Below are 20,001 nucleotides of genomic sequence, written 5' to 3' on the forward strand. Positions count from 1 at the left end.
GACGCAATGACAGCGTCGTCGGACGGACGGCCCCGCACCACCCGCACCTTCGACGAGTTTGCTTCCGTAGTCGAGGCCGATCTGCTGCGAGCAGCGTGGCTCATCACCACCGATCGGCACCGAGCCACCGAGGTCACCGAAATCGCGCTGGCCCGCACGAGCAGACACTGGACGCGCGGCGGTGAGGAACAGCCGGTCCAGCATGTTTTCCACGAGCTCGTCCGCGCCATCAAGGAATCCGACACAGCCGCCGAGAGCAAGCCCGCTACGCAGGCGGCCGACGAGCCAGGCATGGACCGAATCCAGTTGCGGCGCAGGGAAGCCGAGGTCGCGTTCGAGAGCGTCCCCATGAAGGATCGGATCCGCCTCGTCCTGCACCGATATGCGAACCTCTCGACCTGGCAGGTCGCCGGCATCGTGGGCGGCACCCCCGACTCCGCCGAGCAGCACAGCGACAGAGGGCTGACCGCGTTGCGGAGCCGGACGACAGATCTCGCCGGTCTGCCGTTCGACGACGTTCCCTGTCCCGCACAAGCCGCTGATCACGAGCGGATTGCCGGGCTGGCAAACCGGGAGACCAGCACGAGCAGACGACGCGTGCTCATCTCACTGCTGGGTGCGAGCGCGGCAGTCGCCGTCGGAGTCGGTGCGTGGTGGATGGGCCGACCGTACGAGGGCCTTGCCCGCCTTGACGAGTCGGCCGTGCCGTTCAAGCCGCGCAGCAGTGGACTGCTTTTCGTCTGGCTTCGCACCATGAAGAACCCACCGGACGGCGTGGCGCCGTTTCTCGCGTCGGGCTGGATGCAGGGGACCAAGGACGTCGAGCTCCGGCTGGCGATGTCCGACGACCGACCTGTCGCGCAGTTGGACGGGCGTCGCGCGCCCTTCGTTCGCACCCCGTGGGGGTGCTACGCCTCAGCACTTCCGCCCTATCGGTTAGGCGACGACCAACCGACACAGCCTCAGACTCTCGTCGTCGGCAAGGTACCGGCAGACACCGACCTGGCCTGGGTCGTTGCGTCCGGAAGCGTCAGCGGCGAATCCGAAATGGTAGGGCTGGAACTTCGTGACCACGCGACCTTCGCTGCCGGGCGGCACCTCGGTCCGCTCGAAGGGGTGCAGGGCCTCATGTGGCGCACCGCCAGTCAAAGGATCACTCTGTCCGACGGAGAGAACGCGAGCTTCGTTGTCACGCAACAAAATCAAACGGTGTACGTGTTCACTCGCGCGGGAATGTGGGGATTCCTGGACGAGGACCACATGATGAGTATGTCGATCGTGGGTGGCGACCAACCCGAGACCATGGACGTCCAGTTCGGCCATCGCGGGTGGGGATTCATCGCGATGCTGCCACGCGGGGCGCACACGGTGAAAGCCGCCCCGACCCACCTGTTCCGCGATGCCGTGATCGAGATCAACGTGCTTCAGGAGAGCGGCTACACGGTGCTGACCGCGGACTCTGCCGTCGATCCGCTGGACTACTCCAAGGACGGCGCAGTGATCAGTGTGATCGAACGCATCGACTGGATCGGTTCGGACGGCAGATCACGCCGTTGGACCGTGCCGACCCACCCGCCGTTGCCGTCCGTCCCTGCGCTCGCGCCTTTGCCGCGCAACAGGCGCCGGGCCGGTGGCCCGACCTAGGACGCGCTCAGTCCTTGTCGGCACCCGGGCCGAGGAACTTTTCGAAGCCCTTGGGGAGCTTGAGGTTGCTCATGTCCGGTTCGTCCTGCTGCCCGAACGCGCCGCCGAAGGCCTTCTCGCGAGCCTCCGATTGCCGTTGCGCGAGTGCTGCTTCTTCCTGGGCACGCTTGGCCGGGTTGCCCGACTTACCCTTCTTCTTCGGTTGCTGCTTGGCCCGCTTGCCGCCACCACCGGCCATGCCGGGCATCCCTGGCATGCCCGGCATCCCTGGCATCCCACCGCCCTTGCGCATCTGGCGCATCATCTTCTGCGCCTGACCGAAGCGTTCCAGCAGCTGGTTGACCTCGGACACCGTGACGCCCGAACCCTTGGCGATACGCGCGCGCCGCGAACCGTTGATCTGCTTGGGGTGAGTGCGCTCGAAGGGGGTCATCGAGCGCACCATCGCCTCGACCCGGTCGAACTCACGCTCGTCGAGCGAGTTCAGTTGGTCGCGCATCTGCGCCATGCCCGGCATCATGCCCAGGATCGACTTGAGGTTGCCCATCTTCTTGACCGCCTGCATCTGCTGCAGGAAGTCGTCGAAGGTGAAGTCCTCCTCGTCCATGAACTTCTTGGCCATCGCCGCGGCCTGACCACGGTCGAACGCCCGCTCGGCCTGCTCGATGAGGGTGAGCACGTCCCCCATGTCGAGGATGCGCGAGGCCATGCGGTCGGGGTGGAAGACCTCAATGTCCTTCACACCCTCGCCGATGGAGGAGTACAGGATCGGCTTACCGGTGACGGTCGCGACCGACAGCGCCGCACCACCGCGGGCGTCACCGTCCAGCTTCGACAGCACGACACCGGTGAAGTCGACACCCTTGCTGAACGCGAGCGCCGTCTCGATCGCGGCCTGACCGATCATCGCGTCGATGACGAACAGCACCTCGTCCGGCTCGATCGCGTCACGGATGTCACGGGCCTGCTGCATCAGACTCTCGTCGACGGCAAGGCGTCCGGCGGTGTCGACGATCACGACGTCGTACTGGCGCACCTTCGCCTGGCCGATGCCGGCGCGTGCCACCCAGACCGGGTCGCCGAAGCTGCGCGTGCCTTCACCGGATTCGGTGGTCGCGTCGTGGCCGCCCTCGTTGCCGCGCTCGGGAGCGAAGCACGGCACTCCGGCGCGTTCGGCAACGACCTCGAGCTGACGGACGGCGTTCGGACGCTGCAGGTCGGCGGCGACCAGCAGCGGGAAGTGGCCCTTGTCGCGCAGGTGACGGGCGAGTTTGCCGGCGAAGGTCGTCTTACCCGAACCCTGCAGACCGGCCAGCATGATGACGGTCGGGCCGGTCTTGGCCATGTTGAGATTGCGGGTCTCGCCGCCGAGGATCGCGATGAGTTCCTCATTGACGATCTTCACGACCTGCTGACCCGGGTTCAGCGCCGCGCTGACCTCGGCTCCGAGCGCACGCTCGCGGACGCGTCCGGTGAACTCGCGCACCACGGCGGTCGCGACGTCGGCGTCGATCAACGCCATCCGGATGTCACGGATGGTGGCGTTGATGTCGGACTCGGTCAGTCGACCCTTGCCACGGATGTTCTTGAAGGTGGCTGTGAGGCGGTCACTCAGGCTGTTGAACACCGCACAAGGGTAATCGGTCGAGCGCCTTGGTCGAATCCGCGCATCACCGTCCGCATAGGTGGCTTCGGCGGCCGAGCCCTGGTCAGGCCTGCATCGCGTCGATGACGGATCCGATCAGTGCTGCCGCAGCTGGTGGTTCGAGCGGTCGTCCGTCGGCAGCCGTCACATAGAACGTGTCGAGGGTCTGGCCGGCGTAGGTCGCCACATGGGCCGAACGCACCGCCATTCCGGCCTTCGTGAAGGCCAGACCGATGTCGCGCAGCAGGCCTGGACGGTCGGGGCACCGGACCTCCACCACGGTCGCCGTGTCGGACGCGCCCGGAATGACCGTTGCGCGCGGCGGTGGCGAACCCAGCGGGAACGGCGCCCGCCGCCGTCGCTCGAGAGCCCGCAGCGGTGACGAGTCGCCGGATGCGAGCTGACTCAAACCACGGACCAGGTCATGTTCGGCCGGGAGATCACCGAAGGGGGACTCGATCTGCCAGGTGTTCACCGCCACGTCGTCGATCGTGCGGACGCGGGCAGCGCGCACCACAACCCCGGTCGCCGCCAGGAGGCCGGCCGAGTCCGCGAACAGGCCGAGCCGGTCGCGGTCGGCGATCAGGATCTGCGCACCGCCCGGCGTCGATTCGACACGGACATACGGCTCCCCCATCTGCAGCGACGGCATCGCATCGGTGACGATCTCGGTCGCCGGGTCCTCCTCCGGCTCCAGGGTCGGACGCGCGGTGAGGGCGCCACGCACCTGGTCGGACAGTTCGATCACCAGCCCCGAACGCCAACCCGTCCATGCCTTGGGTCCGGCCGCGAGGGCGTCCGCCTCGGTGAGCGCGCGCAGTTGCTCGAACAGATCGAGCCGGTCGTCCACCGCCTTCGTGAGAGCGGCGACGGTCGCGGGGTCACGCGGGTCACGGCGGGTGGCGAGATCGATGAGCGTGAGGTGCTCACGCACCAGCAGTTCGAGGTCGGCCACCTCACGATCTCCCAGACCGATGCGGCGGGCGATCGTCGCTGCGACCGGTGCACCTTCCGCAGCGTGGTCGAGCACTCCGGCGATCTTGCCGATGTCGTGCAGCAGAGCCGACAGCAGCAGGACATCTGGACGGGCGACATCGGCGCGACGTTCGTAGGCCTGCACGACCGTCTCGATGAGGTGCCGGTCGACGGTGAAGCGATGGACGGAGTTGCGCTGCGGTCTGCTGCGCACGGCTTTCCACTCGGGGATCCACTGGTCGATGATGCCGGCGAGGTCGAGCGTCTCCCACACCTGCACCAGACCGGGGCCCGTCGCGAGCAGGTCGAGGAAGGCGTCCCGGACCTCCGTCGGCCACGGAGTCGGCAAGGGCGCGAGGTCACGCGACAGGTTGTCGATCGTCGTGGGCGACAACGGGATTCGAGATCGTGCCGCTGCTCGTGCGGCGCGCATCAGCAGCAGGTGATCCGGTTGGGTCGAGCGGTGATTCGGGCCGAGCACGACCTCACCGTCGTGCTCGTAGAGTCCGTATCCGAGTGGGTTGAGGATCGGGCGCCGCGGGCCGACACGCAGCACGCGCGCCCGTTGGCTCTGACCGGCGCGGCGCAGCGTCTCCTCCAGTGAGTGGCTGATCCGGCGGCCGGAATCGGCGACGGTCACCAGGAGCGAGTCGCTGTCGGGGCGTCCGAGCAGGGCTGCGACGGCGTCCTGGTCCTCGAGGTGCAGCTTCTCGCGCCCGCGCCCGGTCGCGACATGCAACGCGTCCCGCACGTCGAGCAGTCGCGCGTACGCCTCGTCGACGTCGCCGTGGGGACGGTCGGCGAGCCAGGCTCCGGCGAGCGCACGGAGCACGGTCATGTCGCGTAGACCACCGCGACCTTCCTTGATGTCCGGCTCGAGCGAACTGGCGAGGTTGCCTTGACGGTCGTGTCGTGCACGCAGCGATTCGATGACCTCGGGCAGTCTGGTGCGGGCGTTGGAGCGCCAGTCGTGAGCGATGCCGTGCCGGACACCGGCCACCAGCACCGGGTCCCCTGCGATCCATTCGATGTCGAGCATGCCGATCGCAGCGCTGAGGTCACCGGAGGCGACCGTCCGGCACTCCCTCAAGGTCCGGACGCTGTGATCGAGACGGATCCCGTTGTCCCACAACGGATACCAGATGGATTCGGCGATCGCTGCCACGTCACCCGCGCCGACCGTCCGCCCGTCGTGGACCAGGATCAAGTCGTAGTCGCTCAGTGGTCCGGCGTCGCCGCGGCCGAGGCTGCCGACTGCGGCGAGCGCGATGCCGTCCGCGGTGCGGTTGCCGTAGGGCTGGGTGGCGGCGTCCCACAGGTCCGCGAGCACGGTCTGGGTGTAGGCGCCGAGCCGCTGCCTTCGGACCGGTCCGGAGCCGGCCTGATGGAACGACCGGGTGTCGGCCAGATCGAGGCGCTTGGCCGCGTGGTCGTTGCTCATGTGCCTTCCCTCCCTGAAGCAAGTGTTCACCGGGTGGCCCGCGCTGGGGGACGCGGGCCACCCGGAGGTCTCACAAGGCTGCTTCGCCGCGTTCGCCGGTGCGCACGCGGACGATGTCCTCGACCGGCATGATCCACACCTTGCCGTCACCGATCCGTCCGGTTTGGGCGGACTTCACGATCACCTCGACAACGCTGTGGGCATCCATGTCCTCCACGAGCACCTCGATGCGCAGCTTGGAGACGAAGTCGACGGTGTACTCCGCGCCACGGTAGACCTCACTGTGCCCGCGCTGGCGGCCGTAACCGCTGGACTCACTGATCGTCATCCCGGCGACGCCGTACGCCTCGAGGGCTTCCTTCACCTCATCGAGCTTGAAGGGTTTGATGATGGCGGTGACGAGCTTCATGCCTGCGCTCCTGCCTTCTGCGTTTCGTTGTGGTGGCGAGCGTCCTTGTCCGGACGGCTCTGCCCGATGCGGTTGCCGCTGCCGAATCCGACCAGATCGTAAGCAGATTCAGCGTGTTCGGCAGTGTCGATTCCGGCGATCTCGTCGTCCTCGTCGATCCTCCAACCCATCGTCTTCTTCAGTGCGAAGCCGATGACGAAGGTGATGACGGCGGTGTAGACGAGGGCGACCAGCGCGATGACGATCTGGACGACGAGCTGCTTCCACTCCCCGTAGGCAAGGCCAGTGCCGCGGGCGAAGATGCCCAGGGCGACCGTGCCCCACAGACCGGCGACCAGGTGGACGCCGACGACGTCGAGCGAGTCGTCGTACCCGAACTTGTACTTCAGGCCGACCGCGAGTGCCGCGAGTGCTCCGGCGATCAGGCCGATGCCGATGGCGCCGAGCGGGGTCACGTTGCCGCAGGCCGGGGTGATGGCGACCAGACCGGCCACGACACCGGACGCACCACCGACGGAGGTCATGTGGCCCTCACGGACCTTCTCGATCAGGAGCCAGCCGAGCACCGCAGCGCAGGTGGCGACGGTCGTGTTGATCCATGCGAGACCGGCGGACTCGTTCGCGCCGAGCGCGGAGCCTGCGTTGAAACCGAACCAGCCGAACCACAGGATTCCGGCACCGAGCATGACCAACGGAACGTTGTGCGGACGCATCGGCTGGCGTCCGAACCCGATGCGCTTGCCGACGAGTACGGCGAGCACCAGGCCGGCCATACCGGCGTTGATGTGGACGACGGTGCCGCCGGCGAAGTCGATCGGCACGACCGTGGCCGCACCGTCGGTGGTGCCGAACAGCTTGGCCGCAATGCCGCTCTCCGAACCAGACAGCAATCCCCCACCCCACACCATGTGGGCGAGCGGGAAGTAGGCAAGCGTGACCCAGAGGGCGCTGAACACCATCCAGGTGCTGAACTTCACGCGGTCGGCGATCGCACCACTGATCAGGGCGACGGTGATGGCGGCGAAGGTGAACTGGAAGCCGACGAAGACGAGGGCCGGGATGCCGGCGCTGGTGATCGTCTCGGCGCCCGGCTCACCGGGGATCAAGCCTTTGAGGCCGAAGAACTCGAAGGGCCCGGCGAACAGGCCGCCGATGTCCTTGGTGCCGAACGACATCGAGTAGCCGTACAGCACGTACAGGATGCCGATGAGCCCGAAGGAACCGAACGACATCATCATCATGTTGAGGACGCCCTTGGAACGGCCGAGACCGCCGTAGAAGAGCGCCAAGCCTGGGATGGTCATGAACAGGACGAGTGACGCCGCCATCAACATCCAGGCCGTGTTGCCCGTGTCGAGTGGTGTCGTCGCCGCGACCTGCGTCAGGGCGGTGTAGGTGTTCATGACGAACTACCTTGTGCGGCTGCGGTTTCGCCCGATGCGTCGTCATGTTTCGTCCATGTGACATGTTCCGCGGCCCCGTAAACACCTCGTTTCACGGCTCAGTACCGATACTGGGACCCATGGGTCCCCCGTGGCAGGCCGTCATCAGGGTGCACGACGAGGTGCGCCACAAGGCGGCACTCGACCTGCGCTCGCGTACCGGCGGCGCGGACGCGACCGCCCGGGCTCGCACGATCTGGGGAGCGCCTGGGCCGCGCTGGTTCACCCCGGACGACCCGATCTGGCAGGTTCATGCGAACGCTTCGATGTTCCTCGGCGGCCTGCGTGCCCTGCTGCTCCAGGCCCTGCACCCGGTCGCGATGGCGGGAGTCGCCCAGAACTCCACCTACCGCGAGGATCCATGGGGTCGGTTGCAGCAGATCAGCACCTTCATCTCGATGACCACCTACGGACCGGTGCCGGATGCCGAGCGGCTGATGGCACGGGTGACGAAGGTGCACTCGATGATCACCGGGGTCGCACCGAACGGTCGGCACTACACCGCGAGCGATCCCGATCTGCTGCTGTGGGTGCACTGCGCCGAGATCGACAGCTTCTTGGACGCCTACCGCCGCTTCGGCCACGCGGATCCGCTGGACGCCGACCGTTACGTCGCGCAGACCGCCCGCGCCGCCGAGGGCATCGGTGTGCCTGCTGCCCCGCGCTCGGAAGCCGAACTCACCGACGTCCTCGCCTCCTACCGTCCGCTGCTGGAGGCGGGCCCTGACGCTCTGGACGTACTGACCTACCTACGCCGACCCGCCGGCCTGGATCGCACCGGACTCCTCGGATATGCGGCGCTGTTCAACGGCGCACTCGCGTCGCTCCCGCCTTATGCCCGCGCCCTGTTCGGAATCGATTGGGGCTCAGCCAGATCAGCGACCGCGCTGCGTGTCGGAGACGCGGGTGTCACTGCCGTCCGCTGGATGTTGAACGATCCCCTCGTCGCAGACGACCGGCTGACGCACGAGCAACTTTCCCCAGCAGGCACGGCGCGATGATCGTCTGGATCAACGGTGCCTTCGGCGCCGGTAAGACCCACACCGCGCACGAGCTTCAGCGCCGGCTCCCCGGGTCGCACGTCGCCGACCCGGAGTTGCTGGGGTTCGCGCTGCGCAAGACACTGCCCGCCTCGGACGGCGACTTCCAGGACCTTCCTTTGTGGCGAATCATGGTGCGCGACAGCCTGATCGAGGGATCTCGTCGCACGGCCGGTCCGGTCTTCGTGCCGATGACGCTGGTACGAAACGACTACTTCGAGGAGATCGTCGACGGTCTTCGGTCGGCGGGAGTCGGCGTGCGGCACTATGCGCTGCTCACGTCACGAGCCGAACTGGAACGCCGATTGAAGCTGCGCTCCGGGTACGTGCTTGGACGAATCCTCGGCCGTGATGAGACCTGGGGACTGCAGCAGCTCGACCGCTGCCTGACCGCGCTGACTCGTGATGAGTTCGGTGTACATGTCGACAACACCTCGCGGTCGCTCGACGAGGTCGTCGAATGGATCGCCGCCGATCTCGGGGTGACCCTGCAACGGCCGCGGCTGAGTCCGCTTCGCCACCAGACACGACGAATCGCGGTGGCCGCCAGGCACATCAGGTTGTGACCACCAGCCGAGCGCCACGACAGAGCCGCACTCACCGCTGGTTGAGCCGAACGCCTGAGGAACGAAGGCGTGCGCGCCGAAACCACGGTAAGACGAGCTGGGGCACAACCACATTCACCGTGAGTGGGTCGACCACACGCGCGGTGTGGCCGCCCTCCCACATGGCGTGAACGAATACCGGCGTGATGTCCGTTCGCCCGACGAGAACGCCCCAACTTTCGAGCGGATCGGCGTCCCGGCCAGCACCCGACCCGATCTACAGGACGTGCGCTCTCCCACCGACCCGCGTAACGAACTGCTCAGCCTCCTGCCCGATCGCTTCAGGCATGGCCCGCACGCCGGCGGCGTACGCAGCGGCGTACGCGTCGGACGAGCCGATCGTGATCTTCCTTCCCTCGTCACGGGCGACGAACGGCCTTCAGCCGGTGCGCGAGTGAGACTGCTTCCACCGGGTACAGCGGCAACTGTTCAGCGGCTTCGTCGAACGACTGCCACACGATCGGGTACTCGACGCCGTTCGCCTCCTTCAGCGTCGCACCGTCCGATAACGGCTGCGGGTCGAGACGACCGGAATACACGAAGTCGATCTCGTGGCCGAGGTCGCCATCGATGTGGAAGATGCTCTCGACGCTGCCGAGCAGGACCAGGTCGCGCACCTCGGCACCGAGTTCCTCCCGCACCTCTCGGACCACTGCTTCGTGGTGGGTCTCGCCGAGCTCGATGCCGCCCCCGATCAGCCGGTGGTATCCGTTGGGGTTCTCCGTCGTGGGCGGCATCAGCGACACCGCATGTGCAGTGAAGTCGCCGTTGGGTGCAATGAGCATCGCCTTGACCCGGATGTGCGAGCGGTCAACCACGACCGAGCTCCGCCAGGGCTTCGGCCAGGGAGGCCGGTTCCTCGTCCAGGATCTGCGGGGCCACGGTCACCTCGGCGAAACACCAGCCGGGGACATTTGTGGCCTGCCAGCCGAACGCGAGCGCGAAGTGGTCCTCCTGCAACGCCCCGACAACCCGTTCACGCAGGTCGCCGGTGAACCTTCCAGAAAGACCCGGAACGCATTGGTGTGCGGCACCTCGGGACTGACGCGAACCCCCCCTGTCGCGCAGCGCTGATGCGACCGGTCAGGCACGCACGATTGAGGCGCGCCCGGCCCGCGCCGGTTCCCCGGACGACCTCTTCTTGGGTGGGCACAACAGACCGAAGAGCGCCCGACCGGGGAGGGTCGGGCACTCTCCGGTGGGATGCTCAGTAGACGTAAGAGCTGGGCGTGCGGTTCGTCATCCACCCGGCGTCGACCTTCTCGATGATGACCCACCTCGCCTCGGGGTAGGTGACCGCCTGGATCGTCGCCTTGAACTGCGCCTGCTCCGCGGTGACACCGGGCCGGGTCGTGGCGGAGAGGGTCCACTGGCGGCTGAAGCCCGGGCTCTTCCCCGCGAAGGGGAGGGTGATGGTCACGACGTTGCCGCTCCCCTCCGCTTTGCCCGTGCCGCTGTACGTGAACGCCCCCGTGTACACCGACGTGTCGAGGGTCACCGTGATGACGATGTCGTAGGGGGGGTAGGGCTTGTTCTTGGGGACGATGCAGTCTTGGTATCCCTCCGGCGAGTACCGAACCGAGCCGCTGATCTGGTCGAGGTTGTTGCTGATCGGCTGGCGGCCGTTGGACGACCACATGTCGAAGACGTAGCAGTCGGGTCGGGGGGATGCGGCGAGGCTGGGGGCAGTCGCTGCGATGGTCACAGCAGGGACGGTCCAAGCGACGCCGCGGGTGATTGTGCGCCGGGTGATGGTCGAAGGCGGGTTGCTCATTGGCAGTCTCTCTGTGGAGGTGTCACGGGCGGCATTGGTTCCCCACCTGATGTTACCGATGGGTCCTGCGCCGCGATCATAGCGCGGGTCGCCGCTGGCGAGCGACGAGGCCGATACCTCTGTCGCACAGACGACGTGGGCCGCACTTGGCATGGGTGTCCCGTCTCCCCGCACACGCCGTCGACGAACTCGCCGAGGTGCGGGCGTCCTACCGTCCGGTGCTCAAGGCTGGCCCGCACGCGCGGGACGTGTTCGCCTATCTGGCGCGTCCGACCGGCCTCGACCCGTCCGGGAGACTGGGCTACTGCGCGCCGTACCGCGGGGCGACGCTTCGCTGCCCGACTACGCCCGGGACCTTTTCGAGGTGCGGTGGGCTCCGGCGCGGCGCGTGGCGGCGTTGCAGTCGGGCTCCCTCGGGGTCCGCGCTGTGGAATGAATGCCGAGCGATCCGCTCGTCGCCGGTGACCGGCGCACCTTCGAGCAGTTGAGGCAGCCGGCGCCGTGATCGTCTGGATCGTCCGGTGCATTCAGCGCCTGGAAGACGCACACCGCGTACGAACTGCAGCGGCGCCTTCCGCGCCCGGACGCATCATCACGCCCTCCTGACTCCCGCGACGAGTTGGAACGACGACTGAACCTGCGGTCGGTCTACCTGCTCGACCGGCTTACCGGTCGCGACGAGACCGGGGTCTGCGGCAGACCCGCCCATCCTTACCCAGCGTGCGCCTGCTCAGTCGAGGACGGCGTCGACGAACGCCTTCGGGTCGAACGGGGCGAGATCGTCGGCACCTTCGCCCAGGCCGACGAGCTTGACGGGCACCCCGAGTTCGCGCTGTACGAGCACCACGATGCCGCCCTTCGCGGTGCCGTCGAGCTTGGTGAGCACGACGCCGGTGATGTTGACCGCCTGCGCGAACACCTGCGCCTGACGCATGCCGTTCTGACCCGTCGTCGCGTCGAGCACCAGCAGGCACTCATCGATCGGGCTCTGCTTCTCGATGACTCGCTTCACCTTCGACAGCTCGTCCATCAGGCCGACCTTGTTGTGCAGGCGACCGGCGGTGTCGATGATGACGACGTCGACCTCCTCGTCCTTACCTGCCTTGACCGCGTCGAAGGCGACTGCAGCCGGGTCGGCGCCCTCCTTCTCGGAGCGGACGGTGGCCACGCCCACGCGGGCACCCCAGGTCTCGAGCTGGTCGGCCGCTGCGGCGCGGAAGGTGTCGGCGGCGCCGAGCAGCACCTCCTTGTCCTCGGCAACCAGGACGCGCGCGAGCTTGCCGACCGTGGTGGTCTTGCCGGTGCCGTTGACGCCGACCACCATCACGACGGCGGGACGGTCACCGACCCGGCTGGCCGCGATGCGACGGTCCATCGTCGGGTCGACGAGCTTCAACAGTTCCTCGTGCAGCCACATCTCCAACTGCTCTGGGCTTGCGGACCCTTCGGTCTTGACCCGCTTCTTGAGGTTGTCGACGAGTTCGGTGGTGGCTTCGACTCCGAGGTCGGCGCCCAGCAGGATGTCCTCGACCTCTTCCCACACGCTCTCGTCGAGCTTGCCGCCGCCGGAGAAGGCGCCGAGCAGTCCCTTGCCCATGGCGCTGTTGGACGCGGCCATCCGGGAGCTCAACCGGGTCATGCGACCACGGGCGGATTCCGGCTCCTCGATCGACGGTTCGGTGGGAGGCGCAGGCGCGGGCTCGACCGGAGCGGGCGCTTCCTCGACGGCCGTGCCGCCGCGGTTGGCTACCTTCTCCTTCGGTTCGGCCGAGCGGACCGGCGCTTCGTCGCGCTCGTCGGTGTCCGCCGGCGGCGGCGCGGTGGCGGTCGACCCCTTGCTGGTGTCGATCTTGGCGGTGCTGCTCGGCGTGTAGGTGTTCGCTTTGCGTTGCGGAGCATCCTTCGCTGCGGGCGGCGGCTCCTGCGGCGGCAGTTCCTTGGTCTTGCCTCCCTTGCCGCGAAGGAAGGCGACGGCGAGACCGACGGCTCCGAGGAGGACGACGGTCAGAACGACAAGGATTTCCCAGAGCTGATCCACGCGCCCATCATGACAAACGGGGCCGACAGCGTGTCGCCCCCGGGTCATCGTGCGAGACGAACTCGCAAGATGTGCAGGTCAGGCTTGCGAGCGCTCCCGTTTGACGGTCTTGACGACGCCGTCGGTGGCTCCCTTGGCCTTGGTGCCGACCTTGTCAGTGGTCTGCGAGACGGTGGTCACCAGGTGTTCGCCACGCTGGGTCAGGACAGGCCGACCCTCACGACGGGCAGGCACGGCAACCATGCCGAGAACGGCGGAGGCGAGGGCTACGCAGACGACCAGCGCGAGGATCAACCAGAGCATGTCTCCATGGTGACCGAACGACCCGCACAAACCCGAATCCGAAACACCGTTTCTCGGCGAAATTCCGGTGAACGACGTGTTTTGTGCCGGATCTCACACCGCGGCGGCCTCGTCGGCCGGCCGCACGTCACTCATCCGCTGACTCACCACATTGGTCACACCGTCCCCACGCATGGACACGCCGTACAGCGCATCGGCCACTTCCATGGTGCGTTTCTGGTGGGTGATGACGATCAGCTGGCTGGAGTCACGCAGTTCCTCGAACAGCGTGATCAGGCGTCCGAGGTTGGCGTCGTCGAGGGCGGCCTCGACCTCGTCCATGATGTAGAACGGGCTGGGGCGCGCCTTGAAGATCGACACCAGCAGCGCGACGGCGACCAGCGACCGCTCGCCGCCCGACAGCAGTGACAACCGCTTGATCTTCTTGCCCGGCGGGCGCGCCTCCACCTCGAGTCCGGTGGTCAGCATGTTGTCCGGGTCGGTCAGGATGAGTCGGCCTTCGCCGCCGGGGAAGAGTCGGGAGAACACTCCCTCGAACTGCGCGGCGGTGTCGTGGAAGGCACTCGCGAACGCCTCCTCGACCCGGCGATCGACCTCGTCGACGATGTCGAGCAGGTCGCGCTTGGAGGTTCGCAGGTCCTCGAGTTGCTCGACCAGGAACTTGTGCCGCTCCTCCAGCGCCGCGAACTCCTCGAGCGCGAGCGGGTTCACCCGTCCGAGCTGTCCGAGTTTGCGTTCGGCGGAGCGCAGCCGCTTCTCCTGCGCCTCGCGGACGAAGGGCTTCGGTTCCGGCAGATCGTTCGGATCGTCGTCCGGACCGGGCACGTGCGGGATCAACTGGTGCGGCCCGAACTCCTCGACCAGCACCTCCGGATCGATCCCGTGTTCCTCCACGGCCTTGGTCTGCAGGGCTTCGATGCGCAGGCGCTGCTGCGCGCGAGCGACCTCGTCACGGTGGACCGTGTCGGTCAGTACGCGCAGTTCGTCGTTGATCGCGGTGACGTCCTTGCGCTGCGTGGCGAGCGCCTGGTCACGCTGAGTGCGGGCCCGGTCAGCCTCGGCGCGGCGTCCGGTGGCGATCGACAGAGCTGCGGCGACGTGCCCGGCCAGTTCGACGGCGGCAGTCTGCACGGTGCGTGCGGTCGCCGCCTCACGGGCACGGCGTTCGCGGCGAACGCGCGCCTTCTCGCGAGCTTCGAGCTCCGATCGCGCAGCGGCTTCCAGTCCGTCGGCACGACCGGAGACCGAGCGGGCCTGCTCCTCCTTGGTGCGCAGACCGAGCCGGACGTCGGTCTCGCGGCTGCGAGCAGCGGCGGCTTCTGCGGCGAGCCGATCGCGCTCGTCGGTGGTGGGTTCCTGCTCCTGCGGCGCTTCTTGCGCAGCGGTCAGCCGCTGCTGCAGTTCTTCGAGCTCGGTGCGGGCGGTGGCGAGGTTCTGTTCGACGCCGGCCCGCCCGTTCACCAGACGCTCCTGTTCCGAACGGGCGTTGCGCAGCGCCTGTCCCAGACGACTGAGTTGCTCGGCCACGGAGGACAGACGGGCATCGGACGCGTTCAACCGGTCGAGCGCGGCGTCCAGCTCAGCCTGGATCTCTTGCACGGCGGTGCGCGACTTCTCGACGGCGAACTGGGCCTGCTCACCGTTGCGCTTGGCGGTCTCGACCTTCTCGCGACTCTCGTCGACGGCGGCCTGGATCTCGAGCAGCGACGGTGCAGCAGTCGACCCGCCACGCACGTACCCGGCCGCAAAGACGTCGCCCTCCTGAGTCACCGCGATCAACGAAACATCCTGAGCCGCAAGTTTTTTGGCCGAGGAAGCGTCGGGGACGACGGCAACACCGGCGAGCAGATGGGCGACGGACGTACGCAGGCCGTCGTCCGCGGACACCACATCGATGGCCCACCGCGCGCCGTCCGACAACGAGATCGACTGCACGTCAACGGTTTTCGATCCGCACGCGAGCAACAGCGTTGCCCGGCCCGCGTCGTCCTGCCGCAGCCGATCGACGGCAGACGCCGCGGCTTCGAGGTCGTCGACGACGACCGCGTCCGCGGCCCACCCGAGCGCGGCGGCGATCGCCGCTTCGTAGCCGGACTCGACCTGCAGCAGTTCGGTCAGCGAACCGCGCACCACACCGTTCTCAATGAGATGTGCGGCGCCGTCCTTGCGGGTCAGGCTCATCTCGAGCGCATCGACACGGGCCTGGTAGGTGCTGCGTTCCTTCTCGGCATCGGCGAGCCGCTGCTTCGCGCCGGCGAGTTCCTCCTCGGCCGCAGCCAGACGCGTCTCGGCGTCCTCGTACGCGGCGTCGAGCCCTTCTTCGCCCTCTTCGTCCTGCGCGACCGTGGACTCGAGTTCGCGGTGATCGCGTTCGATACCGGCGATGCGATCCGCGATCTCCTGGGCACTGGAGGCCATTCGTCCGAGCTCGGCCTCCCCCGCCTCGATCCGGCTGCGACGGGCCGACACCTGGCCCTCCAGCTTGGCCAACCCCTCGCGGCGGTCGGCGGCTGCGCGGGCAAGCTTGGTCAGCCGCTGCTGCTCCGCGGTGTGGGCATTCTCCAGATCGCCACGCCGGTGCACGGCCTCGTCCAGCGCTCGACGGCCCTGCTCGATCTGATCGTTGAGCCGCGCGAGTTCCTCGCGGGCGGCCGCGGCCTGAGCCTTCAGCTTCTCCGGGTCCCGACCCGAGCCCTGCTGCTGTTCATGAGCATCGTCGTCGGCGAGCAGTCGCACTCGTTCGGCGGCGAGGCTCGCGGTGGCGTCGACCCGCTCCTTCAGCGAGGACAGCGCGAACCACTGGTCCTGGATCTTCGACTGCAAAGGGGCAGCGGCTTCGGCCTCGGCCTCCAACTCGCCGAGCATCCGCTGAGCGGCAGCGAGACGTTCTTGGACTCGCTTCTGCTGCTCCAGCAGCGCGGTCTCGTCGGCGACCTCCTGCTCCAGGGTCGTCGTCAGCTGGACGAGGTCGTCCGCGAGCAGACGCAGCCGGGAGTCACGCACATCGGCCTGGATCATCGCCGCCTTGCGCGCCGTCTCCGCCTGACGACCGAGCGGTCCGAGTTGCCTGCGGATCTCGGTCGTGAGGTCACTGACGCGGGTGAGGTTGCCCTCCATCTGCTCCAGCTTGCGCAGCGCCTTCTCCTTGCGCTTGCGGTGCTTCAGGACGCCGGCGGCCTCCTCGATGAACCCACGGCGCTCCTCGGGGGTCGCACGAAGGACGGTGTCGAGCTGGCCCTGTCCGACGATCACGTGCATCTCGCGGCCGATACCGCTGTCGGACAACAGTTCCTGAATGTCGAGCAGTCTGCAGCTCGTGCCATTGATCGAGTAGTCGGAGCCGCCGCCCTTGAACATCGTCCGGGTGATCGTCACCTCGGTGTAGTCGATCGGCAGCGCACCGTCGGAGTTGTCGATGGTCAGCGACACCTCTGCCCGACCGAGCGCCGGCCGGTTGGGGGTGCCGGCGAAGATGACGTCTTCCATCTTGCCGCCGCGAAGGCTCTTGGCGCCCTGCTCGCCCATCACCCACGCGAGTGCGTCGACGACATTGGACTTGCCGGACCCGTTGGGGCCGACGATGCAGGTGATGCCCGGTTCGAGCTTCATCGTGGTGGCCGAGGCGAAGGACTTGAAGCCCTTCAGGGTCAGGCTCTTGACGTACACGAGTTAAGGATCCTCCGGCCGGGCTACGGGTTCGGTCAGCCTACCGGCACGAGGGTTCGTCACCGCGGCGATCAGCGGCGATGCCGCGGACAGGAACGATCGCGACATGATCTTCCCCGAGGCCATCGGCTTCGGACAGACTCCTCTGATGACTCCGATTCGCGTCAGGTACGACGCCGACGCCGACGCTGCCTACTTCTGTTTCGCCGACGTGATCAATCCTGGAGAGGCCGTCCTGACGGTGCCCGTCGGTGGCGTCAGCATCGACGGAATCGTCAATCTGGACGTTGACGCTCAGGGACGCCTCCTGGGCCTTGAGGTACTCAACGCACGGCGTCTGTTGCGACCGGAGATCCTGCCGTCCGAGTAGGTGTGTCGAGACACAAATCAAACCTGCACGACCATGCCGTCGGCTCACCGACGGAGGTTGTCGGTGGTCCCGCCTAGAGTTTCTTCATGGCCATCAGCTACGAGTTCTACGAACCGGTCTCACCGGTGGAATTCGTTCTGCTGCAATCGCTTTCAGACCAGAAACAGCGCTTGTTGAACCAGCTTCTGAACGCTTTGGGGTCACCTGCGGAGATGCTGACGTTCGCAAACCGGATCTCCCGGGAAGCGTTTCACCGGCTCGAATCAGACGCCGTGCGCAACACCGGGTCCATCGCCACCGCTCGGCCTGTCGATGTCGATGACATGCGGCTGTTGGAGGAAGCCATCAAAGGCTCCACCCAGTTGGCATCCACCTCGCAAGCCGTGCAGGCCATGGCTATGGCTCGGTACGCCGCGATCGACGAGGAGTTGGTCGATTCCGACGCCGGGGTCACGGCGAAGGTCGAGCACGCGCTGGGTCATCAGGCGTCGTTTGCCGACACCGACGTGGCGGTTGCGTGTCAGATGGCTCCCCGCACTGCGTCGAGCAAGATGAGCAACTCCATCGATGCATGCACCAAAACTCCCGGGTTGCTCGCCGCTGCGGTGGAAGGGGAGATCCCGTTCTGGAAGGTGTCCCTCGTTGCGTCGGAACTGGTGAGCGCCTCACCCGAAACCTCTCACCGGGTCGAGCAGCACCTGCTCGGCACAAAAGGTTTCGACAGCTGGGGTTACCTGAAGGTGAAGACCGCCGCGCGCGCTTTGGTGACGCAGTGGGAAGAAGAAGCCGCGAAGAAGACCCGCCAGAAGGAAGCCAAGGACGCGACCGGTGTCTGGGTACGCCCCTCCGACATTGCCGGGATGGCCGAGCTGTGTGCCGTCGGGCCGGCCGACCAGATCGCCCGCATCTACGGAGCCGTGGACCAACTCGCTGACCAACGCGCCAAGAACCCGACCGCAAGTGAGGGCGGCGAGACCGGTGAGTCGAAGCCGACGCTCGGACAACTCCGCCTCGGCGCGTTGCACGACCTCGTCACCCAAGGCGCCGACGTCAGCTACCAGGTCGTCATCCAGGTCCCTGTCGTTCGCGAGGAACGCGAGGAACAGGCTGCGACCGCGGCCAAGCGCGCCACCGACGACGCGGAACACGAGCCCGACGCGTCCCCGGACGACGGGTCACCACCACCCGGACAATCCACCTCATCCCCGCGAGGTCCTGACCATTCCGGAGCGCCCGCCGATACTGATGGCACCGAATCCGGCTCAACGACAACCGAATCGGACCACTGCTACACAACGGGGTGGGCACGGATCGCAGGGATCGGGTTCATCCGGCCCGAAGTCCTCGACGCGTTGATCGACCAGTTCGGTTGCCGCCTGACCCGAGCACTGGTCGACGCCGACACCGGAGTCACGTGTGAAACCTCGACAACCGCCTATGAACCTACGCCGCGGATCAGGGAGTTCGTCCAGCAACGCGACCACACCTGCCGGTTCCCCATGTGCACCCGCGCCGCCATCAGGTGCGACATCGATCATGTCGTCGAATGGCCGCAGGGACCGACTGCCGTGCACAACCTCGCCGCGCTCTGTCGTCACCATCATGACGCGAAGACGAAGAAGCACTGGGGCTACGACATGAGCGACGACGGAGTCTGCACCTGGACCTCCCGCACCGGACGCACCTACGTCACCTACCCCGACTCCGTGCACGACACTTCATGAACTCAGCCCGTGCGGTCAGGAATCCGATCATGGTCACCGGGTTTCGGCGCATGCGCCCTCCTTCGTCGGGCGCATGGCTCAACCAGCGGTGAAGCGACAGCCCAGCACAAGCCATCGTCGGACACCCAGCTCAACCAGCCGTGAAGCGACACCTCAGTACAAGCCTTCGTCGGACACCTGGCTCAACCAGCGGTGAAACGACAGCTCAGCACAAGCCTTCGTCGGACACCTGGCTCAACCAGCGGTTCAAGGACGGTTCGGTACGAGCGTTCATCGTCCATGGGATTCGATCACCGGGCGCGGTGACCATGCGGTCACCAGGCGTCCACCCCTCGAACATCGGTTCGGTGACTGGTCCGTACGGGTGGGGCGCCGGGTACTGTGCGCTCGTGCACCAAGAACGAATCGCCGACTCGACCGACGCCCACCTGGACGTCTGGTCCGCCATGTTCAGCGACGACGACGGGCGTGATCGAGAGACGGAAGGGGTCCTCAACCGAGTCGTGCGCCTGAAGAACGAGTCGGATCGCCGGTTGCGCGAGGTGCTCCAGAACGACCCGCTCTCACTGGATGAGTACATGACGCTGCACGTCCTGGTCGGCGGCCAGACCAAGGGGCGTCCGCGCTCCACCCCAGCCCAACTGGCCGACCTGGCCGGCGTGAGCCGCGCGGGCATGACCGGGCGTCTGGACAAGCTGGAGCGTTCCGGTCTGGTCACCCGCACCCCCGACACCGATGATCGCCGCAGTGTCATCGTCGAGATCACCGCCAAGGGTCGCGAGGCCTGGGAGCGCATCGCCAACCGCTGGTCCGGTGAAGATGTCCGGATGCTCGACGGCCTGTCGGTCGAGGAACTGCGGGAACTGAACGCACTGCTGCGCAAGGCGTTCAACACCATCGAGAGCCGGCGCGACAGCTGACGTCC

The 20,001-nt window shown here is 67.0% G+C and carries 16 protein-coding genes; 6 read left to right on the forward strand and 10 right to left on the reverse strand.

Translation table 11 applies throughout. The features are described 5' to 3' along the window. Positions 1–6: 6 nt before the first annotated feature. Positions 7–1,644: a SigE family RNA polymerase sigma factor gene (locus ACYU8W_RS00660; RefSeq protein ID WP_499465790.1), complete on the forward strand. Its 1,638-nt coding sequence runs from the start codon at positions 7–9 to the stop codon at positions 1,642–1,644. Between the two features lie 7 nt (positions 1,645–1,651). On the opposite strand, the gene ffh is transcribed toward ACYU8W_RS00660, so the two are convergent. From ffh to ACYU8W_RS00680, 4 genes are all read right to left on the reverse strand, one after another. Further along, complete coding sequence (ffh, locus tag ACYU8W_RS00665; protein ID WP_499465792.1) at positions 1,652–3,271, reverse strand: signal recognition particle protein; 1,620 nt, start codon at positions 3,269–3,271, stop codon at positions 1,652–1,654. Between the two features lie 82 nt (positions 3,272–3,353). Beyond that, the gene (locus ACYU8W_RS00670) at positions 3,354–5,705 is read right to left on the reverse strand and encodes a [protein-PII] uridylyltransferase (RefSeq protein ID WP_499465794.1); all 2,352 of its coding nucleotides are present in this window, start codon (positions 5,703–5,705) and stop codon (positions 3,354–3,356) included. Between the two features lie 70 nt (positions 5,706–5,775). Then, entirely contained in the window at positions 5,776–6,114 is a 339-nt protein-coding gene (locus ACYU8W_RS00675) for a P-II family nitrogen regulator (protein ID WP_499465796.1), read from the reverse strand. Further along, complete coding sequence (locus ACYU8W_RS00680) at positions 6,111–7,517, reverse strand: ammonium transporter (RefSeq protein WP_499465797.1); 1,407 nt, start codon at positions 7,515–7,517, stop codon at positions 6,111–6,113. Before ACYU8W_RS00680 ends, ACYU8W_RS00675 begins: the two co-directional genes overlap by 4 nt. Before the next feature lie 119 nt (positions 7,518–7,636). Between ACYU8W_RS00680 and ACYU8W_RS00685 the strand changes: the two genes are divergently transcribed. Further along, positions 7,637–8,557, forward strand: coding sequence for an oxygenase MpaB family protein (locus ACYU8W_RS00685; RefSeq protein ID WP_499465799.1), 921 nt, complete (start codon positions 7,637–7,639; stop codon positions 8,555–8,557). Continuing rightward, positions 8,554–9,162: an AAA family ATPase gene (locus ACYU8W_RS00690; RefSeq protein ID WP_499465801.1), complete on the forward strand. Its 609-nt coding sequence runs from the start codon at positions 8,554–8,556 to the stop codon at positions 9,160–9,162. The genes ACYU8W_RS00685 and ACYU8W_RS00690 overlap by 4 nt, the downstream gene beginning before the upstream one ends. A gap of 398 nt (positions 9,163–9,560) precedes the next feature. Here ACYU8W_RS00690 and ACYU8W_RS00695 read toward each other — a convergent pair whose 3' ends face one another. From ACYU8W_RS00695 to smc, 6 genes are all read right to left on the reverse strand, one after another. Beyond that, positions 9,561–10,019 carry an NUDIX domain-containing protein gene (locus ACYU8W_RS00695; protein WP_499465803.1) on the reverse strand — a complete coding sequence of 153 codons (459 nt, stop codon included), beginning with the start codon at positions 10,017–10,019 and terminating at the stop codon, positions 9,561–9,563. Beyond that, positions 10,012–10,161 (reverse strand): hypothetical protein, encoded by a 150-nt coding sequence (locus ACYU8W_RS00700; RefSeq protein ID WP_499465805.1) that lies wholly within the window; start codon positions 10,159–10,161, stop codon positions 10,012–10,014. Before ACYU8W_RS00700 ends, ACYU8W_RS00695 begins: the two co-directional genes overlap by 8 nt. Before the next feature lie 247 nt (positions 10,162–10,408). Next, on the reverse strand, positions 10,409–10,975 hold the full coding sequence (locus ACYU8W_RS00705; RefSeq protein ID WP_499465807.1) for a hypothetical protein: 567 nt from the start codon (positions 10,973–10,975) through the stop codon (positions 10,409–10,411). Between the two features lie 730 nt (positions 10,976–11,705). Continuing rightward, entirely contained in the window at positions 11,706–13,013 is a 1,308-nt protein-coding gene (gene ftsY / locus ACYU8W_RS00710) for a signal recognition particle-docking protein FtsY (protein WP_499465809.1), read from the reverse strand. Between the two features lie 78 nt (positions 13,014–13,091). Further along, complete coding sequence (locus ACYU8W_RS00715; protein ID WP_499465810.1) at positions 13,092–13,316, reverse strand: hypothetical protein; 225 nt, start codon at positions 13,314–13,316, stop codon at positions 13,092–13,094. 93 nt (positions 13,317–13,409) lie between these two features. Beyond that, positions 13,410–16,982, reverse strand: a complete 3,573-nt coding sequence (smc, locus tag ACYU8W_RS00720; RefSeq protein ID WP_499465812.1) for a chromosome segregation protein SMC — start codon at positions 16,980–16,982, stop codon at positions 13,410–13,412. A gap of 148 nt (positions 16,983–17,130) precedes the next feature. Here smc and ACYU8W_RS00725 point away from each other — a divergent pair, with 148 nt between their 5' ends. The 3 genes from ACYU8W_RS00725 to ACYU8W_RS00735 all read left to right on the forward strand — a co-directional run bounded on the left by ACYU8W_RS00725 (position 17,131) and on the right by ACYU8W_RS00735 (position 19,996). After that, complete coding sequence (locus ACYU8W_RS00725; protein ID WP_499465814.1) at positions 17,131–17,352, forward strand: DUF2283 domain-containing protein; 222 nt, start codon at positions 17,131–17,133, stop codon at positions 17,350–17,352. Positions 17,353–17,438: 86 nt separating this feature from the next. Further along, entirely contained in the window at positions 17,439–19,076 is a 1,638-nt protein-coding gene (locus ACYU8W_RS00730) for an HNH endonuclease signature motif containing protein (RefSeq protein ID WP_499465816.1), read from the forward strand. A gap of 347 nt (positions 19,077–19,423) precedes the next feature. Continuing rightward, entirely contained in the window at positions 19,424–19,996 is a 573-nt protein-coding gene (locus ACYU8W_RS00735) for a MarR family winged helix-turn-helix transcriptional regulator (protein WP_499465817.1), read from the forward strand. Positions 19,997–20,001: the final 5 nt, after the last annotated feature.

The sequence above is a fragment of the Yimella radicis genome (assembly GCF_054778255.1).

Coding starts and splice junctions, on each gene's coding strand:
- ACYU8W_RS00660 (WP_499465790.1), top strand. CDS start 7: ATGACAGCGTCGTCGGACGGACGGCCCCGCACCACCCGCACCTTCGAC.
- ACYU8W_RS00670 (WP_499465794.1), bottom strand. CDS start 5,705: ATGAGCAACGACCACGCGGCCAAGCGCCTCGATCTGGCCGACACCCGG.
- ACYU8W_RS00675 (WP_499465796.1), bottom strand. CDS start 6,114: ATGAAGCTCGTCACCGCCATCATCAAACCCTTCAAGCTCGATGAGGTG.
- ACYU8W_RS00680 (WP_499465797.1), bottom strand. CDS start 7,517: ATGAACACCTACACCGCCCTGACGCAGGTCGCGGCGACGACACCACTC.
- ACYU8W_RS00685 (WP_499465799.1), top strand. CDS start 7,637: ATGGGTCCCCCGTGGCAGGCCGTCATCAGGGTGCACGACGAGGTGCGC.
- ACYU8W_RS00690 (WP_499465801.1), top strand. CDS start 8,554: ATGATCGTCTGGATCAACGGTGCCTTCGGCGCCGGTAAGACCCACACC.
- ACYU8W_RS00705 (WP_499465807.1), bottom strand. CDS start 10,975: ATGAGCAACCCGCCTTCGACCATCACCCGGCGCACAATCACCCGCGGC.
- ACYU8W_RS00715 (WP_499465810.1), bottom strand. CDS start 13,316: ATGCTCTGGTTGATCCTCGCGCTGGTCGTCTGCGTAGCCCTCGCCTCC.
- ACYU8W_RS00725 (WP_499465814.1), top strand. CDS start 17,131: ATGACTCCGATTCGCGTCAGGTACGACGCCGACGCCGACGCTGCCTAC.
- ACYU8W_RS00730 (WP_499465816.1), top strand. CDS start 17,439: ATGGCCATCAGCTACGAGTTCTACGAACCGGTCTCACCGGTGGAATTC.